The sequence below is a fragment of the Polynucleobacter sp. MWH-UH25E genome, assembly GCF_018687095.1.
Lineage (GTDB): Bacteria > Pseudomonadota > Gammaproteobacteria > Burkholderiales > Burkholderiaceae > Polynucleobacter.
Genome location: NZ_CP061286.1, coordinates 199,795 through 218,225, shown reverse-complemented (window position 1 = coordinate 218,225; position 18,431 = coordinate 199,795). Strand labels below are relative to the sequence as shown.

16 protein-coding genes and 2 pseudogenes are annotated in these 18,431 nt (G+C 46.2%); 7 read left to right on the top strand and 11 right to left on the bottom strand.

Annotation, left to right across the window (positions count from 1 at the left end):
• Window positions 1-22: 22 nt before the first annotated feature.
• The 3 genes and pseudogenes from prmA to ICV39_RS01160 all read left to right on the top strand — a co-directional run.
• Window positions 23-943, top strand: a pseudogene (prmA, locus tag ICV39_RS10045) (50S ribosomal protein L11 methyltransferase); the annotation flags it as partial.
• Window positions 932-1,540: a DUF3426 domain-containing protein gene (locus tag ICV39_RS10040; protein ID WP_251372744.1), complete on the top strand. Its 609-nt coding sequence runs from the start codon at window positions 932-934 to the stop codon at window positions 1,538-1,540. The pseudogene prmA and the gene ICV39_RS10040, both read left to right, overlap by 12 nt.
• Window positions 1,541-1,612: 72 nt before the next feature.
• Window positions 1,613-2,572 carry a carbohydrate kinase family protein gene (locus ICV39_RS01160; protein WP_215390090.1) on the top strand — a complete coding sequence of 320 codons (960 nt, stop codon included), beginning with the start codon at window positions 1,613-1,615 and terminating at the stop codon, window positions 2,570-2,572.
• A gap of 202 nt (window positions 2,573-2,774) precedes the next feature.
• On the opposite strand, the gene ICV39_RS01155 is transcribed toward ICV39_RS01160, so the two are convergent.
• The 5 genes from ICV39_RS01155 to ICV39_RS01135 all read right to left on the bottom strand — a co-directional run bounded on the left by ICV39_RS01155 (window position 2,775) and on the right by ICV39_RS01135 (window position 9,475).
• Complete coding sequence (locus ICV39_RS01155) at window positions 2,775-3,020, bottom strand: hypothetical protein (protein ID WP_251372695.1); 246 nt, start codon at window positions 3,018-3,020, stop codon at window positions 2,775-2,777.
• 307 nt (window positions 3,021-3,327) lie between these two features.
• Window positions 3,328-4,521, bottom strand: coding sequence for a ribonucleotide-diphosphate reductase subunit beta (locus ICV39_RS01150; RefSeq protein WP_215390089.1), 1,194 nt, complete (start codon window positions 4,519-4,521; stop codon window positions 3,328-3,330).
• 44 nt (window positions 4,522-4,565) lie between these two features.
• The gene (locus ICV39_RS01145; protein WP_215390088.1) at window positions 4,566-7,529 is read right to left on the bottom strand and encodes a ribonucleoside-diphosphate reductase subunit alpha; all 2,964 of its coding nucleotides are present in this window, start codon (window positions 7,527-7,529) and stop codon (window positions 4,566-4,568) included.
• A 275-nt stretch (window positions 7,530-7,804) separates the two neighbouring features.
• Window positions 7,805-8,623 (bottom strand): 1,6-anhydro-N-acetylmuramyl-L-alanine amidase AmpD, encoded by an 819-nt coding sequence (gene ampD, locus ICV39_RS01140; protein WP_256437478.1) that lies wholly within the window; start codon window positions 8,621-8,623, stop codon window positions 7,805-7,807.
• A gap of 3 nt (window positions 8,624-8,626) precedes the next feature.
• Entirely contained in the window at window positions 8,627-9,475 is an 849-nt protein-coding gene (locus ICV39_RS01135) for an inner membrane protein YpjD (protein WP_215390087.1), read from the bottom strand.
• Between the two features lie 20 nt (window positions 9,476-9,495).
• Here ICV39_RS01135 and ffh point away from each other — a divergent pair, with 20 nt between their 5' ends.
• The gene (gene ffh, locus ICV39_RS01130; protein ID WP_215390086.1) at window positions 9,496-10,878 is read left to right on the top strand and encodes a signal recognition particle protein; all 1,383 of its coding nucleotides are present in this window, start codon (window positions 9,496-9,498) and stop codon (window positions 10,876-10,878) included.
• An 18-nt stretch (window positions 10,879-10,896) separates the two neighbouring features.
• Here ffh and ICV39_RS01125 read toward each other — a convergent pair whose 3' ends face one another.
• Entirely contained in the window at window positions 10,897-12,639 is a 1,743-nt protein-coding gene (locus ICV39_RS01125; RefSeq protein ID WP_215390085.1) for a proline--tRNA ligase, read from the bottom strand.
• Between the two features lie 48 nt (window positions 12,640-12,687).
• Between ICV39_RS01125 and ICV39_RS01120 the strand changes: the two genes are divergently transcribed.
• Both ICV39_RS01120 and ICV39_RS01115 read left to right on the top strand, forming a co-directional pair.
• Window positions 12,688-13,287, top strand: a complete 600-nt coding sequence (locus ICV39_RS01120) for an RNA pyrophosphohydrolase (protein WP_215390084.1) — start codon at window positions 12,688-12,690, stop codon at window positions 13,285-13,287.
• Window positions 13,287-13,850: a CNP1-like family protein gene (locus tag ICV39_RS01115; RefSeq protein ID WP_215390083.1), complete on the top strand. Its 564-nt coding sequence runs from the start codon at window positions 13,287-13,289 to the stop codon at window positions 13,848-13,850. Before ICV39_RS01120 ends, ICV39_RS01115 begins: the two co-directional genes overlap by 1 nt.
• Before the next feature lie 15 nt (window positions 13,851-13,865).
• On the opposite strand, the pseudogene proB reads toward ICV39_RS01115, so the two are convergent.
• From proB to rplU, 4 genes and pseudogenes are all read right to left on the bottom strand, one after another.
• A pseudogene (gene proB, locus ICV39_RS01110) lies at window positions 13,866-14,642 on the bottom strand (glutamate 5-kinase); the annotation flags it as partial.
• Window positions 14,643-14,662: 20 nt separating this feature from the next.
• Window positions 14,663-15,739 (bottom strand): Obg family GTPase CgtA, encoded by a 1,077-nt coding sequence (gene cgtA, locus ICV39_RS01105; protein ID WP_215390081.1) that lies wholly within the window; start codon window positions 15,737-15,739, stop codon window positions 14,663-14,665.
• An 87-nt stretch (window positions 15,740-15,826) separates the two neighbouring features.
• Window positions 15,827-16,087, bottom strand: a complete 261-nt coding sequence (gene rpmA, locus ICV39_RS01100) for a 50S ribosomal protein L27 (RefSeq protein WP_173954974.1) — start codon at window positions 16,085-16,087, stop codon at window positions 15,827-15,829.
• Between the two features lie 19 nt (window positions 16,088-16,106).
• A complete protein-coding gene (rplU, locus tag ICV39_RS01095; RefSeq protein ID WP_011902040.1) occupies window positions 16,107-16,418 on the bottom strand; it encodes a 50S ribosomal protein L21 in 312 nt (103 codons plus the stop codon).
• 75 nt (window positions 16,419-16,493) lie between these two features.
• On the opposite strand from rplU, the gene ICV39_RS01090 reads away from it, so the two are divergent.
• A complete protein-coding gene (locus ICV39_RS01090; RefSeq protein WP_215390080.1) occupies window positions 16,494-17,498 on the top strand; it encodes a polyprenyl synthetase family protein in 1,005 nt (334 codons plus the stop codon).
• Here ICV39_RS01090 and ICV39_RS01085 read toward each other — a convergent pair.
• Complete coding sequence (locus ICV39_RS01085; protein ID WP_215390079.1) at window positions 17,495-18,430, bottom strand: glycine/sarcosine/betaine reductase selenoprotein B family protein; 936 nt, start codon at window positions 18,428-18,430, stop codon at window positions 17,495-17,497. The two genes, ICV39_RS01090 and ICV39_RS01085, sit on opposite strands and share 4 nt — an antisense overlap.
• Window position 18,431 lies beyond the last annotated feature (1 nt).

Here is an 18,431-nt window from a genome sequence, read left to right as displayed (position 1 = left end):
ATGCGAGTTATAAGAGCCTTAAATGTCTTATCGTGAGCTGGTATTCACGGTAGCAGCAGAAACTGCTGAGCCTTTAGGAGATGCTTTACTCGAGCTGGGTGCACTATCGGTCACCGTTGAGGATGATGCTGCGGGTGGATACGATGAAAACCCGCTCTATGGTGAGCCAGGTTTATCGCCTGAAGTGCAAGCGTGGGATCGATCATCCGTTACCGCCCTCTTTAATCCAGAACTTGATGAATCAGGTTCTGCGGAATTTATCCCGGAACTGCTTGCCGCTCTCAAAGAAGCCGGTTTCAAACTATCGCCGCCTCAAGAAAAAACAGTAGAAGAGCAAGACTGGGTACGATTAACTCAAAGTCAGTTTGCCCCCATTCAGATTGGCAAACGAATTTGGGTAGTCCCTTCTTGGCATGAAGCACCTAGCGATCCAAACGCGATTTGTCTTGCGGTTGATCCAGGACTTGCTTTTGGTACTGGCAGTCATCCAACCACCCATTTATGCCTACTTTGGTTGGAAGAACATCAAAATCTCTCAAACCAAAGTCTGTTGGATTACGGTTGTGGATCTGGCATTTTGGCAATTGCCGCTGCAAAACTGGGTTGCAATCCCGTAGTTGGCACCGATATTGATCCACAAGCGATGGTTGCCGCGCGCAGCAATGCGGAGATTAACAATACAGAGATCCGTTTTGTATTACCGACTGAAGGCGCCCCAGAACTTGCCGCAGAAAGAAAATACGATATTGTGATGGCCAATATTTTGGCTAACCCACTACAAGTCTTAGCGCCTGCATTGGTCAATAAAATGCGTCCAGGCGGTCAAATTGTTTTATCTGGCGTTCTTGCTCGCCAAGCAGATGAAGTGATTGCAACCTACAGTCAGTGGCTCAAACTCTCTGTCTGGCGAGAGAGTGATGGCTGGGTATGTTTGCATGGCACCCTGAACTCCGAATCCGCTCAAAAAAAAAGTATTAAGCAGTCGAAATACTTAAAACCGACTCTACTAAGTCTTTTTTTCATCCTGTTGCTCATTTTTGGCGAGCATCTTTCCAGAAATACACTCATCCCAGCATTAGCACCACGCATCGATGGCTCATCAAATGTCGTTGCCGTGCGCGCATTTTCGGTTTTGCAATTGATTGATCAAAAATTATGTAGTGCACTAGGGTGCTTTAATCGCCCCGTAAGCGATTTTTCTGCATGGAAAATAACTTCAGCAACACTTTCGCCTGAAAACCCGCGTGATGGCCTTAAAAGCCCTGCAAATCAATCTATCTTGCAAATTGAAATACAAAATCGTCTTGCAGTTCCTGTTTTATTCCCAAATTTAGAAATTTCTCTGACCGACGCAGAAGAATCTGAACTCAAATCGATTCAATTGAGTCCGAAAGAATGGCTCCCATTCTCTTGGCAAGAATCACATCCTGATTTTTTAAAAAATGGTGCGCCCGCTGGTGAAATCATTCAATCCGAGCTGCCTATCGCGCTGCCAGCGAATGCTGCGGGCTATCGAGTGCATGCGATTTATCCGCACTAATTCGATTATCGAAACCTATTTACTCATCATTTCCCATCTAATCACACTCACCACCCAAACAGAAAGCAATTTATGGCTAGCCTGATCTGCGGTTCTATCGCATACGACACCATCATGAACTTTGAAGGCAAATTTGCCGATCAAATTCTCCCAGAGCAAATTCATATCCTGAATGTGGCGTTTTTGGTTCCAACCATGCGCCGTGAATTTGGTGGTTGCGCAGGAAATATTGCCTATAACCTCCACCTTTTGGGTGGCGATCCCATCATCATGGCAACCGTTGGTGGCGATGCGAACCCTTACCTGGATCATTTAAAGCAACTGAAGATCGACGCAAGCCATATTCGCCAAATTGAGAATGCTTTTACAGCGCAGGCCATGATCACGACCGATCAAACCAATAATCAGATTACCGCATTTCACCCAGGGGCGATGAGCGAATCACACCTCAATGAAGTTGCAGCAGTGGTTGCTGAGCGTAGCAAAAACGCCAAAGGCGCAGCAAAATTCGGAATTGTTGCCCCAGATGGCAGACAAGGAATGTGGGAGCACTGCCACCAGCTCTCAGACGCGAACATCCCATTTATCTTTGATCCAGGCCAAGGTTTACCGATGTTTGATGGGCCAGAACTCCTGGAGCTAGTTGAGATTGCGAGCTATTTAGCGGTAAACGACTATGAAGGTGAAATGCTCTCCAAAAAAACCGGTTTGGAGCTGGCAAAAATTGCTGAGCGTGTAAAAGCACTGATCGTCACCAAAGGTGCTCAAGGTGCGGAGATTTATACGCAAGGCAAATGTATTTCGATTCCACCCGTTCCCGCGGCAAAAGTCATTGATCCCACTGGATGTGGTGATGCCTTCCGTGGCGGACTACTTTTTGGCCTTGAAAATGACATGGACTGGGAAACGACTGGGCGTTTAGCCAGCCTCATGGGCTCAATCAAAATCACCCATCAAGGACCTCAAAACCACCAACCAAGCAAAGCTCAGATTGCCGAGCAGTTCAAATCGGCTTTTGGATTTAGCTTCTAAAGATTTCGGCTGTTTCGGAAATAAAAAAGGGGTCTCGTGAGAGACCCCTTCTAATAACACCCGTCTAAAGTCGAAACTTAAGGACGTGTGCCAGTTGGGAAGGGCCAAGCAGCGGCAGGATTCAACGCACTAGTCGCTGGTGCAGCTTTCTTAGCCGCGGGCTTTTTTACAGCAGAGCCCGCTTTCTTCGCAGCAGGCTTACTTACTTTTTTTTTGCTACGCGCTTTTTTGCTACTTTACGTGTTGCTTTTTTAGCAGCTGGCTTTTTAGCAGCAGCTTTTTTAGCAGCTGGGCGCTTCTTAGCTACTTTTTTAGCAGCTGGCTTTTTAGCAGCAGCTTTTTTAGCAGCTGGGCGCTTCTTAGCTACTTTTTTAGCAGCTGGCTTTTTAGCAGCTACTTTTTTCTTAGCAGCTGGTTTCTTTGCAGCAGGTTTTTTCTTTGTTGCCATGTGTGTTACTCCTTCACGTGAGGATTAGTACAAACTACATTAAGAAGACCCGACCATTCAGAATGAACGAGCGAGCCATTCATCGGCGCGCGGCTTGAAGCTAAGTGCTGCACGCTAATGAATCCTGGAAAAAAAGCCGTGGCCCCGAAGGACAACGGCTTCTTAAATGTGCTGGAAAAAACGGGGAGAATAGCCCTAGCACCCTTGAGCAAGGGTTTTCGGATTTGAGTCTGTTTTTGCTGACTTCCTAAACTAACCAACCGTCTAATCTCCTATTTAGCCAGTTGTGCGCTTTAAAACTAGCTGATTACTCCCAACTTAGCGCACCACCGGTTTGATACTCAATAACGCGTGTCTCAAAAAAGTTTCTTTCTTTCTTAAGATCAATCATTTCTGACATCCATGGAAATGGATTCTCTTCATTTGGGAACATCGCGTCAAGTCCTATTTGCAAACATCTGCGATTACAAATGTATCTTAGGTAACCTTTGAACATCGGAGCGTTCAATCCGAGCACTCCGCGAGGCATCGTATCTTCAGCATAACGGTACTCCAACTCAACCGCTTTTTCGAAGATCGATTTAATCTCGTCTTTGAACGCGGAAGTCCATAACTGCGGGTTCTCCAGCTTGATTTGGTTAATTAAATCGATACCAAAATTGCAGTGCATTGACTCATCACGAAGGATGTATTGATACTGCTCAGCGGCACCCGTCATTTTGTTTTGACGACCCATCGCAAGTATTTGCGTAAAACCAACATAAAAGAACAAACCTTCCATTACGCAGGCAAAAACAATCAAAGATCGAAGTAATTTTTGATCGTTTTCGAGTGTGCCAGTCTTAAATGTTGGGTCGGTGAGCACATCAATAAACGGAATAAGGAACTCATCCTTAGCGCGAATCGACTCAATTTCGTGATACGCATTGAAGATTTCGCCTTGGTCCAAGCCCAAAGATTCCACAATATATTGATAGGCGTGAGTATGAATTGCCTCCTCGAAAGCTTGGCGCAACAGGTATTGGCGGCACTCTGGAGCGGTAATTTGGCGATATGTACCCAAAACAATATTGTTTGCCGCCAAAGAATCCGCTGTAGTGAAGAAGCCAAGATTGCGCTTAATGATGCGGCGCTCGTCTTCTGTAAGGCCATTTGGATCTTTCCAAAGCGCGATGTCGCGGTTCATATTGATCTCTTGTGGCATCCAGTGGTTAGCGCAACCCGCTAAATATTTCTCCCAGGCCCACTTGTATTTAAATGGAACGAGCTGATTAACGTCGGTTTTCGCATTGATAACACGCTTGTCAGCCACATTAACGCGACGAGTTTCCATACCGGCTGCTGGCGCGTTTTGTGTTTGCGCTGCCGCAGGTGCGGCAGCTTGAGGTGCTGCCATAGCTACTTGGTCTGGCTGCGGGCGTTGCGGTTCAGCCACAACCGGTTGTGGCGCAAGACCAGCTTTCGCTAGTGCTGGAGCTACTTCCTCTTCCCAATTCAACATAACTTTCTCCTAAATTCTTTTATTTCTGACCAATAAACCAATGTTTATTGGCATGCTTCACATTCTTCAAACCCAGCATCACCTGGACGCATTGTGCAGACTGGACCATCCGCCTCAACAGGAGCCGCAGCTACACCACCACCTTCGGCACCGCTAGAAACAGAGTTCAATTGACCGCTAGCCACAGTGGATTTCTCCACGTGGGTTGCCGCCATTGTGCGGAGGTAGTAAGTCGTTTTCAGACCACGCAACCAAGCCAACTTGTAGGTGTCGTCCAATTTCTTGCCGGATGCGCCAGCCATGTAGATATTCAAAGACTGGGCCTGATCAATCCATTTTTGACGGCGGGAAGCAGCTTCAACCAACCAACTTGGCTCAACCTCAAATGCTGTTGCATACAAATCACGCAGATCTTGAGGGATACGGTCGATCTTAGACAAGGTGCCGTCAAAGTACTTCAAGTCAGCAATCATGACCTCATCCCATAGTCCACGGTCTTTCAAATCACGTACCAAGTACTCGTTTACCACTGTGAACTCACCAGAAAGGTTAGATTTCACAAACAAGTTTTGGAATGTTGGCTCGATACAAGCAGAAACACCAATGATGTTAGAAATTGTTGCGGTCGGAGCAATTGCCACGCAATTGGAGTTGCGCATGCCGTGTTGCTTGATACGAGCACGTAAACCAGCCCAATCCATTGTTGAAGAAGTATCCACCTCAACATAGCCACCACGCTCTGCGGCCAACATTGCTACGGTATCTTGCGGCAGGATGCCACGATCCCACAATGATCCCTTATATGTGCTGTACACACCACGCTCTTCAGCCAATTCGCTAGAAGCTTGGTATGCGTAGTAGCAAATTGCTTCCATTGAAGTATCTGCAAACTTCACTGCCTCTTCGCTAGCGTAAGGAATGCGTTGCATATGCAAGCAATCTTGGAAGCCCATGATGCCCATGCCTACCGGACGATGCTTCAAGTTGGAATTACGAGCTTTAGCGACTGCGTAGTAGTTGATATCGATTACGTTATCAAGCATACGCATTGCAGTGCGTACGGTTTTTTGAAGTTTCTCGTGATCCAGAACCAATTTACCGTTTGCATCGGTAGTCATATGCGCAGTTAAGTTCACAGAACCGAGGTTACAAACTGCAATCTCGTCCTCATTTGTATTGAGAGTGATCTCAGTGCAAAGGTTGGAAGAGTGAACTACGCCAATATGCTGTTGTGGGCTACGAATATTGCAAGGATCTTTGAAAGTGATCCATGGGTGACCAGTTTCGAACAACATACCGAGCATCTTGCGCCACAATTGTTGGGCTGGAATTCTGCGGAATGGCTTGAGTTCACCACGATCGGCTTTTTGCTCATAAGCAACATAAGCCTCTTCAAACGCCTTGCCAAACTTGTCATGTAAGTCAGGCGTATTGGATGGAGAGAACAATGTCCACTCACCGTTTTCCATTACACGCTTCATAAACAAGTCAGGAATCCAGTTAGAAGTATTCATATCATGCGTACGGCGACGATCATCACCAGTGTTCTTACGCAATTCCAAGAACTCTTCAATATCCAAGTGCCATGTTTCCAAATAGGCGCAAACCGCACCCTTACGTTTACCACCTTGGTTTACGGCAACTGCAGTGTCATTCACTACCTTCAAGAATGGCACAACACCTTGTGATTTACCGTTAGTGCCTTTGATATGACTACCTAATGCACGAACATTGGTCCAGTCGTTGCCCAAGCCACCTGCAAACTTAGATAGCAATGCATTCTCTTTCAATGCCTCATAGATGCCATCAAGATCATCTTCAACAGTCGTCAAGTAGCAGCTTGAAAGCTGTGGACGTGTTGTTGCTGAATTAAACAAGGTTGGTGTGCTGGACATGAAATCAAATGTAGACAGGATTTCATAGAACTCAATCGCACGACGCTCGCGATCCAACTCATTCAAAGCCAAGCCCATTGCAACGCGCATAAAGAATGCCTGAGGCATTTCAATACGGCGATCTTCAATGTGCAAGAAATAACGGTCATACAAAGTTTGTAAGCCAAGGTAGTTGAATTGCAAATCTCGGCTAGCATTCAAAGCAGCAGCAAGACGTGGCAGATCAAACTCACGCATACGTGGATCTAATAATTCAGCTGAAATACCTTCATGAATGTACTTAGCAAAATAAGTGCTGTACTCAGCTTGCATATCGCCTTGCAATACTTCTTTACCCAAGATCTCTTTACGAATCACGTGCATCAAGATACGCGCTGTCACTTGGCTATATGCTGGATCTTTTTCAATCAAAGTGCGTGAAGCCAAAATAGCAGAGTCATACACCTGCGCCATTGGTACGCCATCGTACAAATTCTTGATAGTCTCAGTGATGATTGGGCTTGCATCAATGTGATTACCCAAACCTTCACAAGCAGCTTCAATCACTGTGCGTAACGCGGCCATATCGAGCCACTTTTCTACACCGTTGTCGGTTACCTTGATGCCAGACTCCGCAGCCTGATTTGCAGTCTGAGCTTCTTGAGCAACCTCTTGTTGCGCAGCACGCTCTTGATTGCGCTTTTCACGGTACAAAACATAAGCACGAGCAACGTTGTGCTCGCCACTGCGCATCAAAGCCAATTCAACTTGGTCTTGAATATCTTCGATATGGAAAGTGCCGCCGTTAGGACGGCTGCGCAATAAAGCGCGCACAACGGAATGAGTTAATTGCTCAACTTGCTCACGTACGCGAGCAGATGCAGCACCTTGACCACCATTAACCGCCAAGAATGCTTTGGTTACTGCAATCGCAATTTTGGATGGCTCGAATGCAACAACTGAGCCGTTACGGCGAATAATTTTGTAATCAGACAATTGGGTTGCCTGAGTACCACCAACTCCGCCGGCTACAAAGCTGGCAGAAGGGGTCTGATTGATTGCCCCTGCAGGGTTAATTCCTGGGTTACTTGCACCAGGTGTTTGGCCTGCCGTCTGTGGATTTGCGTATGTCATGTTACTCCTGCGTCTATATATAGTTATTTGGACAAAATATCGTTAAAAAACAATGGGGTATTGCTAGATTCAAACACTACATCTAGTGTCTTGAAGCGCATTAGGCACTAAGTATAGGGAAATATTGAGTCCTTGATAAGTCTTTTCTTACAAAAATTTATCAGTACTTTTACTAGGTAATTGACCATTTTTGGGGGTCATTTTGGTGCGGATTTTTTTGCCCGTTTTGCCTAAAGGCTAAACAAGTAAGCGTACGCTCACATACAAAAAAGGGGCTATCGAGAAGTCAGGCCGTATGGAAGATTTTTTAATGAAATGTTTGTCTCTTTTTGGAACTTTTTCCAATCAAAATACATTCCAGGATCAGTCTTTCGATCGGGCGCAATATCACTATGCCCTGCAAATTGCAGATTGGGGTAACGGGATTCCAATGTTCGGATCAGTTTTTTTAAGGTTTGATATTGCGCCTCCTCAAATGGAGAATCCCCATCGCCTTCTAGCTCAACCCCAATTGAAAAGTCATTGCATTTTTCTCTACCCATAAATGAAGAAACGCCGGCATGCCATGCTTTATTTTGAGTTGAAACAAACTGAATCAATTCGCCAGTTCGAGTAATCAAAAAATGACTGGAGACTTTTTGCCCTGCAATCTCTTCAAAATAAGGGTGCGCTTTTGCATCTAATTGGTTTTGAAAAAAATCAATGATGTATTGGCTGGCCTCTTTTTCTTTAAATTCACCGGGCGGCAAACTAATGTGATGAATCACCACTAAATCAGGTGAAATATTTTCTGGACGCACATCTTGATTTGGTGAAAGACGCCACTTTGCATAACCCATCCAACCTTGTTGATCGAGTGTATTGAGATGATCCTGAGAGCAATAAAAACGCTCATCAAAGATCTTGGCTTCTGATTTTGGAAGATGTACTTTGCAATACTGGCATTGCACCATCTCCTCGGGCTCTGTGAGCCTTTGGGCCTTATTTGACTTGGGGTTATGGGTTTCTCTTCCCCTAGTCTGAATATGCTTTTTACCCCTTAACCAACGATAAAAAAGGTAAGCACCCGCAAGTAATAAAAGCCACTTGAACAAGAATTACGCTCTCTGCAAAATAACTTCTAAAACGAATCGACTTCCCACATAAGCGAGCAGTAAAGCAATGTAAGCACTCAACACCCAACGAATCGCAGCTCGACCACGCAAACCTACGCGCCAACGCGCCAACAATAAGCCGGCGAATAAAAACCAAGATACCAAAGCAAAAATAGTTTTATGGTCAAACACCAGAGGTCTACCAAACAGCGTCTGTGAAAATAGCAAACCAGAAAAAACCGTCAAACTCAATAATGCAAAGCCAACGTATAGTAAGTTAAATAAAAGACTCTCCATCGTCATCAATGGAGGCAAGTCTTCGAGCCAATGGGCGACTCTACTATTGGGAACAATCGCTAGCTGACGATGCAATGCTCGGTCTTGAATACTCATCAACATCGCATGCATTGCAGCCAAACTAAGCAAACCTACTGAAATCGTGGCAACAATGAAGTGCCCCTTAAACCAAGGATCAGAAACTGCTCTTGGAGAAATTAATGTTCCTGGGAAAAGGCTTGGCAAAAGTGAACAGGTCAAGGCAAACAGTACAGCTAGCCAACGCAAGCTGGAAATCGGCAGAAACCAAGATTGAAACCAGTAGAAAGCCAGGCCAACCCAAGCAATCAGGGATAAATCTTGGGCAAAACCGAAAACGAAACCTTGGGGTGTAAATACCGAGTCATGCAGCTGCATTCCATGGGCCAGCAAGGCCAAAAGAATAAAGGCTTGGATCAGTGGTGAAGATTCTGAGGGCTTGTCTTTGCCCTTTGGGCTAAAGCTCAAAAAAAGCAAAAGAAGTAGATAGAGTGCGGATGGAAGCAACTCGTACGCTGGGTGACCTAAAATATCCATCTACAAAGTCTAATCGATAAATGCTAGAAAACCTTACAGATCGCCTATCCCGTGTTGTGAAAACAATGCGAGGCCAAGCCCGCCTTACTGAAGCCAATACCGCAGAAATGCTACGGGAAATCCGTCTTGCCTTATTAGAGGCAGACGTAGCCCTACCTGTAGTGAAGTCTTTGCTAGAGCAAATTAAATTTAAGGCGCTCGGTGAAGAAGTGGTTGGCAGCCTTAGTCCTGGTCAAGCTCTGGTTGGAGTCGTGCAACGCGAGCTGGCTCAAGTCATGGCAGGCGATAGTAATCAAAGTGGTGAACTCAATCTTGCCACCCAACCGCCTGCAGTCATTTTGATGGCTGGTTTACAAGGTGCGGGTAAAACTACATCGGTTGGCAAACTCGCTAAGTGGCTGCAAGAGAAAAAGAAAAAGAAAGTACTTACGGTTTCTTGTGACGTATATCGACCTGCTGCTATTGAACAGCTAGAGACAGTCACAAAACAAGTTGGCGCAGAATTTTTCCCTAGCAACGTTAATCAAAAACCAAGTGATATTGCAGCTGCCGCTTTAGATTGGGCACGTCGCCACTACTTTGATGTAGTGATTGTCGATACTGCGGGCCGTCTAGGCATTGATGAAGCACTCATGCAAGAGATCAAAACTTTGCATGCCAATCTCAATCCGATCGAGACCTTATTTGTGGTGGACGCAATGCTAGGTCAGGATGCCGTCAATACTGCCAAGGCTTTCCATGAGGCACTCCCCCTCACGGGAGTCATTCTGACGAAGCTAGATGGTGACTCTCGTGGTGGCGCAGCACTCTCTGTTCGCCAAGTCACCGGTGTACCGCTCAAATTTATTGGCGTAGCGGAGAAGATGGATGGCTTAGAAGCCTTTGATGCGGAGCGCATGGCAAACCGCATTTTGGGTATGGGCGATATTCTTGCCTTAGTTGAACAAGCCCAGCAACACGTTGACGTTGCAAAAGCAGAAAAGCTAGCGAGCAAAATTTCTAAGGGTGGTTTTGATCTTGAAGATTTTCGAGATCAATTGATGCAAATGCAAAAGATGGGTGGCATGGCTAGCCTAATGGATAAGCTTCCCAGCCAAGTAGCGCAGGCTGCCTCGAAGGCAAACCTTAGCAATGCGGATAAACAAACCAAACGCATGCGTGGAATTATTGACAGCATGACTCCTCAAGAGCGCAGAAAACCAGAGCTATTGAAAGCCAGCCGTAAGCGTCGCATTGCTGCAGGATCAGGAGTAGAGGTACAAGAAGTCAATCGCCTGCTGGCTCAGTTCGAGCAAATGCAAACGATGATGAAGCAGTTTAAGGGCGGCAAGATGGCGCGCACTATGGCCGCAATGGCCGCTAAAGGAGCCGCCAAAGGTATTGGCGGTCTCTTTAAAAAATAAAATTAAGAACTATATTAATTAAGCGACTGTATTTTTAGCAGTTTGAACTGCTGCAATGACGGTATCTTTAATTTTCGCCAAAGGTATGTTCTGGGACTCAGAATCGGTACGGCCTTTAAATTCCACCTGAGAATCTGCCAAACCACGATCACCAATCACTACTCGGAAAGGCGCGCCAATGAGCTCCCAGTCAGCAAACATTGCGCCTGGACGCTCATTGCGATCATCCAAGATCACATCAATACCGGCAGCAAGCAATTCGTCATGAAGTTGGTCACATGCAGCTTTAACTTGTTCTGACTTTTCGTAACCCATTGGACAAATAACCACCTCAAATGGCGCCATCGAGATAGGCCAAATAATTCCCTTATCGTCATGACCTTGTTCAATAGCCGCACCCAGTAAACGAGTTACACCTATGCCATAACAACCCATCACCATTGGCTGAGCTTTACCTTGTTGATCCAAGTAAGTACAACCCATTGCTTCGGAGTAACGGGTACCTAATTGGAAAACGTGACCGACTTCAATGCCGCGACAGATATCTACAACACCTTTTCCATCGGGCGAAGGATCGCCAACTACCGCATTACGAATATCTAATACCAAAGGCTCTGGTAAATCACGGCCCCAGTTGACACCTGTCAAATGGTGACCAGCGTCATTGGCGCCACATACAAAATCCGACATATTGGCTACAGTGCGATCAGCAACAACAGTGACGTCTGCACTCACACCGACAGGACCTAAATAGCCTGCAGGGGCATTACATGCCTGTTTGATTTCTGCTTCGGTAGCAAAACGTGACTCAGCCATACCCGGTACTTTGCTTGCTTTGACTTCATTGAGCTCATGATCACCGCGCACTAGCAACATAAAGAGTTTTGCTGGACCATTTTCTTGATCAGCTGCGAACAATAAAGACTTTACGGTTTTCTCAAGCGGAATATTGAGGAGCTTCGCCACGTCTGCGCAATTGGTTTTATCAGGCGTTGCCACCTTTGCCATTACTTGAGTTGCTGCGGCCCGTGCGGCAATCAATGCCAATGATTCTGCAGCTTCTAAATTGGCTGCGTAATCCGAATTCGGGCAATACACAATCGCATCTTCTCCAGTATCCGCAATCACATGGAACTCTTGACTACCAGAGCCGCCAATAGCGCCGTTATCAGCGGTCACTGCACGAAACTTCAAGCCCATTCGCTTGAAGATACGGGTGTATGCGTCAAACATGATCTGATATGACTTCTTCAACCCGTCGGTATCGCGATCAAACGAATACGCATCTTTCATACTGAACTCACGGCCGCGCATGATGCCAAAACGAGGACGACGCTCATCGCGGAATTTCGTCTGGATTTGATAAAAATTCACCGGCAATTGTTTGTAGCTCTTAATCTCATTGCGAGCTAAATCGGTAATTACTTCTTCGGAAGTTGGCTGTATCAAAAAGTCGCGGTCATGGCGGTCTTTGATGCGCAATAACTCAGGCCCCATTTTTTCCCAACGACCTGTCTCTTGCCATAACTCTGCCGGCTGAATCATTGGCATCAATAATTCAATTGCACCCGCGCGATTCATTTCCTCGCGAATGATGTTTTCTACCTTGCGAATCACTTTCAAACCCAAAGGGAGGTAGTTATAAACACCAGCGCTCAGTTTGCGGATTAAACCGGCACGCACCATGAGCTTATGCGAAACCACCTCAGCGTCAGAGGGGGCTTCTTTTAGCGTCGCGAGAAATGATTGTGATGCTTTCATGTATGGATATAATCAAATCATTGATTTTAAAGGATTTGGGGCACGATCATGCTTGACCGTGAAGGGTATAGACCCAATGTCGGCATTGTCCTCCTTAACAGCCGTAACGAGGTTTTCTGGGGAAAACGCGTTGGGCAGCATTCGTGGCAGTTCCCACAGGGTGGGATAGCTCATGGCGAAAGCCCTGAGCAAGCGATGTACCGCGAATTGCATGAAGAGGTTGGCTTGCTACCGGAACATGTCCAAATTATTGGGCGCACTAGGGACTGGCTTCGCTACGATGTCCCTGAGGAATACCTACGCCGCCAACATGCCACACGTGTTCACCGCGCCGCATATCGAGGTCAAAAACAAATCTGGTTTCTGTTGCGCTTTGTTGGTTTAGACAGTGACATTCAATTACGTGCCACTGAACATCCTGAATTCGATGCTTGGCGATGGGTACCGTTTTGGATTCAATTAGATGCTGTGATTGGCTTTAAGCGAGAGGTTTATCAACTAGCCTTATCTGAACTAGCGCGCTATCTTGCCAAGGGAGTGCGTATGCAACAACTCGCCTGGGGAACGCCGCTCGATATCTTTCAGTCCTTTTATTCTAGGGGTGAAGAAAACCCAAAAGAATCCATTAAATCAGACAAGCAAAAATAATGAGCACACTCTTTCAAAGATTTAGCCAAATACTAGTTTGCATTTGTTTTGCATTAACTCTCTTCGCTTGTGCTGGTGATCCAATGGAGAGTAGCTTAGATCCATTTGCGCCCATGGTATTTAAGGAAGGTGTCACCAAGATGCCCACAAACCCGCCCAATCCGTCAACACTGGTACCTTTTTACGTCTCTCAACAAACAATTTTTAAATTCGCCATCGACACCGACTCTATTTCTATTGGAGCAGACGGGGTTACGCGCTATGTCGTCGTGATGACCAATCCCAGTGGTGGACAACAAGCCCAGTATGAAGGTATCCGCTGCGATTCTTTTCAGTGGCGCCTCTATGGAACCCTAGAAAATGGATCCTGGAGAGAGAACCCTCTTTCTAGCTGGAGATCAATACAAAGCAATGTGCCCAATCGTTACCAAGCGTCCTTAGCGCAAGGCGCTTTCTGCAACTTCAACTCGCAAGAAAAAAATATCAAGACTGTGGTTCAGTCATTGAACCCCAGTGGGTTTACTGGCGGCACAAAACCCACTAACTCTCTTGGAATTCAATAAACCAAGAATTTATTTGGCCCGCAAACGTGTGCCAATCTTCTCTCCAGCCATTAAGCGCGTTAGAACATTCGGCTCACGCCCTGAGGCGATAACAGTTGTCGCGCCTGTCTGAGCTGCAATTTTTGCAGCCAGCACTTTTGTAAGCATACCGCCCTTACTGAGCTCGCTACCCGCACCACCAGCCATCTTTTCTAGAGCTGGATCGCCAGCAGTGGCATCACTTAATAATTTGGCATCGGGATTCTGACGTGGATCTGCAGTAAATAAACCGCCTTGATCAGTCAAAATCACCAATAGATCCGCATGAACTAAATTACTCACTAAAGCAGCCAAACTATCGTTATCACCAAACTTAATTTCGTCGGTCACAACGGTATCGTTTTCATTAATGATAGGAACAACGCCTAACTTCAACAATGTATCTAGAGTACCTTTAGCATTGGCATTACGTTCAGCATGCGCTAAGTCTGCATTGGTTAATAAGATCTGCGCACTGCGCAACTGAAACTGTGCAAAACTGCTTTCATACACTTGTATTAGGCCCATTTGACCAACGGCTGCTGCTGCCTGTAATTGATGAATCTCTTGTGGGCGCTTAGCCCAACCTAAGCGTTGCATACCCTCAGCAATCGCACCCGAGCTCACCATCAATACTTCGTGACCAGCCTTTAATAGTTCAGCAATCTGCCCAGCCCAATTAGCAATAGCGGCATGATCTAAGCCCTCACCATTATTCGTAACGAGGCTAGATCCTACTTTGACAACAATGCGTTTTGTTTCTTTGTGACTCATAAAAAGTACTGGTTAACTTATTAATCTGGTGCTTGATCTTGATATCGTGGATCTGCAGCACGCTCTTCAGCATCGTCACGATCGCGACGGACTGAATCCAAATAATCCTGTAGCGCATAACAGAGCTTCTCGCAGCCCATGCCTGTCAATGCTGAAATCTCAAAAACAGGGCCGTTCCACTTAAACTTTTTCACAAAGTCAGCAACTACTTTTTTGCGATCCTCTTCGGGGATCATGTCGACCTTGTTTAATATAAGCCAGCGTGGTTTCTCAACAAGAGACTCATCATATTTACGTAACTCATTGACGATGGCGTTTGCATCAGCCACTGGGTCGACATTTTCATCAAATGGAGCAAGGTCAACTAAATGCAAAAGCACGCCAGTACGCTGTAAGTGGCGCAAGAATCGATGGCCCAAGCCAGCGCCTTCGGCAGCACCTTCGATCAAACCTGGAATATCGGCAATCACAAAGCTACGCTCACTACCCACACGCACCACACCTAAATTAGGATGCAAAGTAGTAAATGGATAATCAGCAATTTTTGGACGCGCATTCGATACGGCGGTAATCAATGTCGACTTACCTGCATTGGGCATTCCCAGGAGGCCAACGTCAGCCAACACTTTTAACTCCAGCTTGAGCTTGCGACGCTCGCCAGGTTTGCCATTGGTCTTTTGGCGTGGTGCACGATTAGTACTGCTCTTAAAGTGAATATTGCCCCAACCACCAACACCACCTTGCGCCAAACATAGGCGCTCGCCATGTGTTGTCAAATCTGCGATTGGTTCACCGGTTTCGTAATCGGTAATGATGGTTCCAACTGGCATACGCAATTCAATATCATCGCCTGCACGACCATAGCAATCTGCACCACGGCCTGGCTCACCATTTTTTGCAGTGTGCGTTTTAGCATAGCGGTAATCAATTAAGGTGTTGATATTACGATCAGCAACCGCCCATACACTTCCACCCCGACCGCCATCCCCGCCATCAGGACCACCAAACTCGATAAACTTTTCTCGGCGCATAGAAGCACTTCCGGCGCCACCTTGGCCGGCTATTACTTCAATACGCGCTTCGTCTATAAATTTCATGAATAAAAAAGGCCTCGCTTAGCGAGGCCTGTTCCTAAGAGTTAAATTCGGAGTAAATCTGAATCAAACGTGTCTCAGTCAGGCGCCTTATGAACGAGGCAATACTGAAACTTGGGCCTTCTTCAAAGCGCCCTTAACGCCAAATTCCACTTGACCGTCAATTAAGGCGAACAAAGTGTGATCTTTACCAATACCAACGTTAGCACCTGGATGAACACGTGTGCCGCGTTGACGAACAATGATGCTGCCAGCATTGATCTGCTCGCCGCCGTAAACCTTAACGCCTAGGCGTTTCGATTCTGAGTCGCGGCCATTTCGTGTTGAGCCGCCGCCTTTTTTCTGTGCCATATCTTTCTCCTACCCTGAATTAGGCTTTAATCGTGTTGATCAAAATTTCAGTGAAATTCTGACGATGGCCTTGGTGCTTTTGATAATGCTTGCGACGGCGCATCTTAAAGATTGTCACTTTATCGTGACGTCCTTGGGAGACGACAGTGGCCATCACAGCTGCACCATTAACCAATGGATCACCTAATTTCAGTGAAGCGCCTTCGCCAACAGCGAGGACTTGGTCAAGAGTGATTTCGCTGCCGATTTCCGCTGGTATCTGTTCTATTTTCAATTTTTCGCCAGCAGCAACTTTATACTGTTTGCCACCGGTTTTTATGACCGCGTACATGGTTTGAAACCTCAATTAATATCTACATTTAAGCTAATCCACCCTGGATAAGCTAAGCCGATTATTATATCTTGCATGACGAGCACTGTCAAAAACAACGACCTAAGCCAAATCCTGGCACCAATTTCCTTAGAATTCAAGGACTTAGACCAGGTAATTCGGGATCGTTTAGCCTCGAAAGTAGCGCTAATTGACCAGATTTCGACCTACATCATCCAAGCTGGTGGTAAGCGCGTAAGACCCGCTTTATTGATGTTAATTGCCAAGGCCTTGGCCAATGGCAAACCAACCCCGCACACCCTAGAAATGGCTGCTGTGGTTGAATTTATTCATACTGCCACCTTACTACACGATGACGTAGTCGATGAATCAACCCTCAGAAGAGGCCGCGAAACCGCGAATGCCGCCTTCGGGAATGCAGCCAGCGTTTTAGTAGGTGATTTTTTGTATTCCAGAGCCTTCCAGATGATGGTTGGCCCGAACGATCTTCGAGTGATGCAAATTCTGTCAGACGCAACTAATACGATCGCCGAAGGCGAAGTATTGCAATTGCTCAACATGAATGATCCCGAAGTAGATGAAGCAAGTTATCTACAAGTCATTCGCTATAAAACCGCTAAATTGTTTGAAGCATCCACTGAGCTCGGCGCCATTTTGGCTAAAGCAAGTGATGCACATCGAGAGCAAGCCGCAGCATTTGGCAGACATATTGGCACAGCCTTCCAGCTCATGGATGACTTATTGGACTACACCGCCAATGCGGCCCAAATGGGCAAAAATGCTGGGGATGATTTGCGCGAAGGGAAGCCTACGCTCCCATTAATCTACCTACTTGAAAATGGCACAAACGCAGAGCAACTCTTAGTACGTGCAGCAATTGAACAAAACCAAGATTTACCGGAAGATGTCTTTGCACAAATCTTAAGTGCGGTACAAAATTCTGGCGCACTTGATTACACACAAGCTGCAGCTAAGCGCGAAGCAGACTTAGCCTTGGAATGCATTCAAGACTTTCCAAACAATGAAGCAACCACTGCCTTACGCGACCTCTGCGTCTACTCGCTCGCTAGACAAACTTAAGACCCAACGCTATTCATGCGTAGTTCACGCGCAGTAATACGAGCCTGCTCGGCCTCCTCACGCAGTCGTGCAACCTCGTCTTTCGAGAGCCTCTCAAGATTTGAATAGTCTAATTTCCAGCTCGGATCAGACGACCAAACCAGAGGAGATTGCACAGTTGTTCTAGGCACTGGTGCTGACTCCAGAAGACGTAAAGCTAACTCGAAATTGAATCGCCCAGATGAAGGGTCATGGGGTCTTGCAGCAGCATTACCCAATGGGAAATCACTAAATAAAAATCTTGGTACACCACAATACTCCACGATATCTTTTGCTGCACCCATTACGACTGTAGAAATTCCTTCAGCCTCTAAATAGCGCGCCAACAAACTTTGACTCTGATGGCAAATAGGGCAATTTGGAATTAATACCGCAACATCCACATGATCAGCGCGCAACATCTCTAAAATTATTGGAGCATCTATCTCTAAGGTATGCCTCTGACTACGATTGGTTGGTAAGCCATAAAAATGGTGTGATAGCGCTTTGATCCTGCCTTCCTTTTGTGCCTGCTTAGCAGCCCCCAAAGGAAACCAGCAGTTGCTATCTGCCATATTGGCATTTTTGCGATCAATACCAACATGCGCAATACGAAGATCGGCATCAGCATCGATTGAGTGTTTGTATGGTTTATAAAATTTTGCGGCAGCGTTATAAACCGCGCCAGGTCCTTGGTCACCCTTTTGCGAGTCATACGGAACTGCAGTGGTAATTAACCCCAATACAGATTGGTTAAGAGGCTTTCTAAGGGGGCTAAATGGAACCTCGGTGTAGTGTGCCCATACATAAGGATTGTCATAGCCTAAGCCTAAGTAATAACTCCGAGTGCGATCAATATAAGGAACGGGGCGATCCCATTCTGGTGCAAAAACTAGCTCAGAGACTTTAGACATT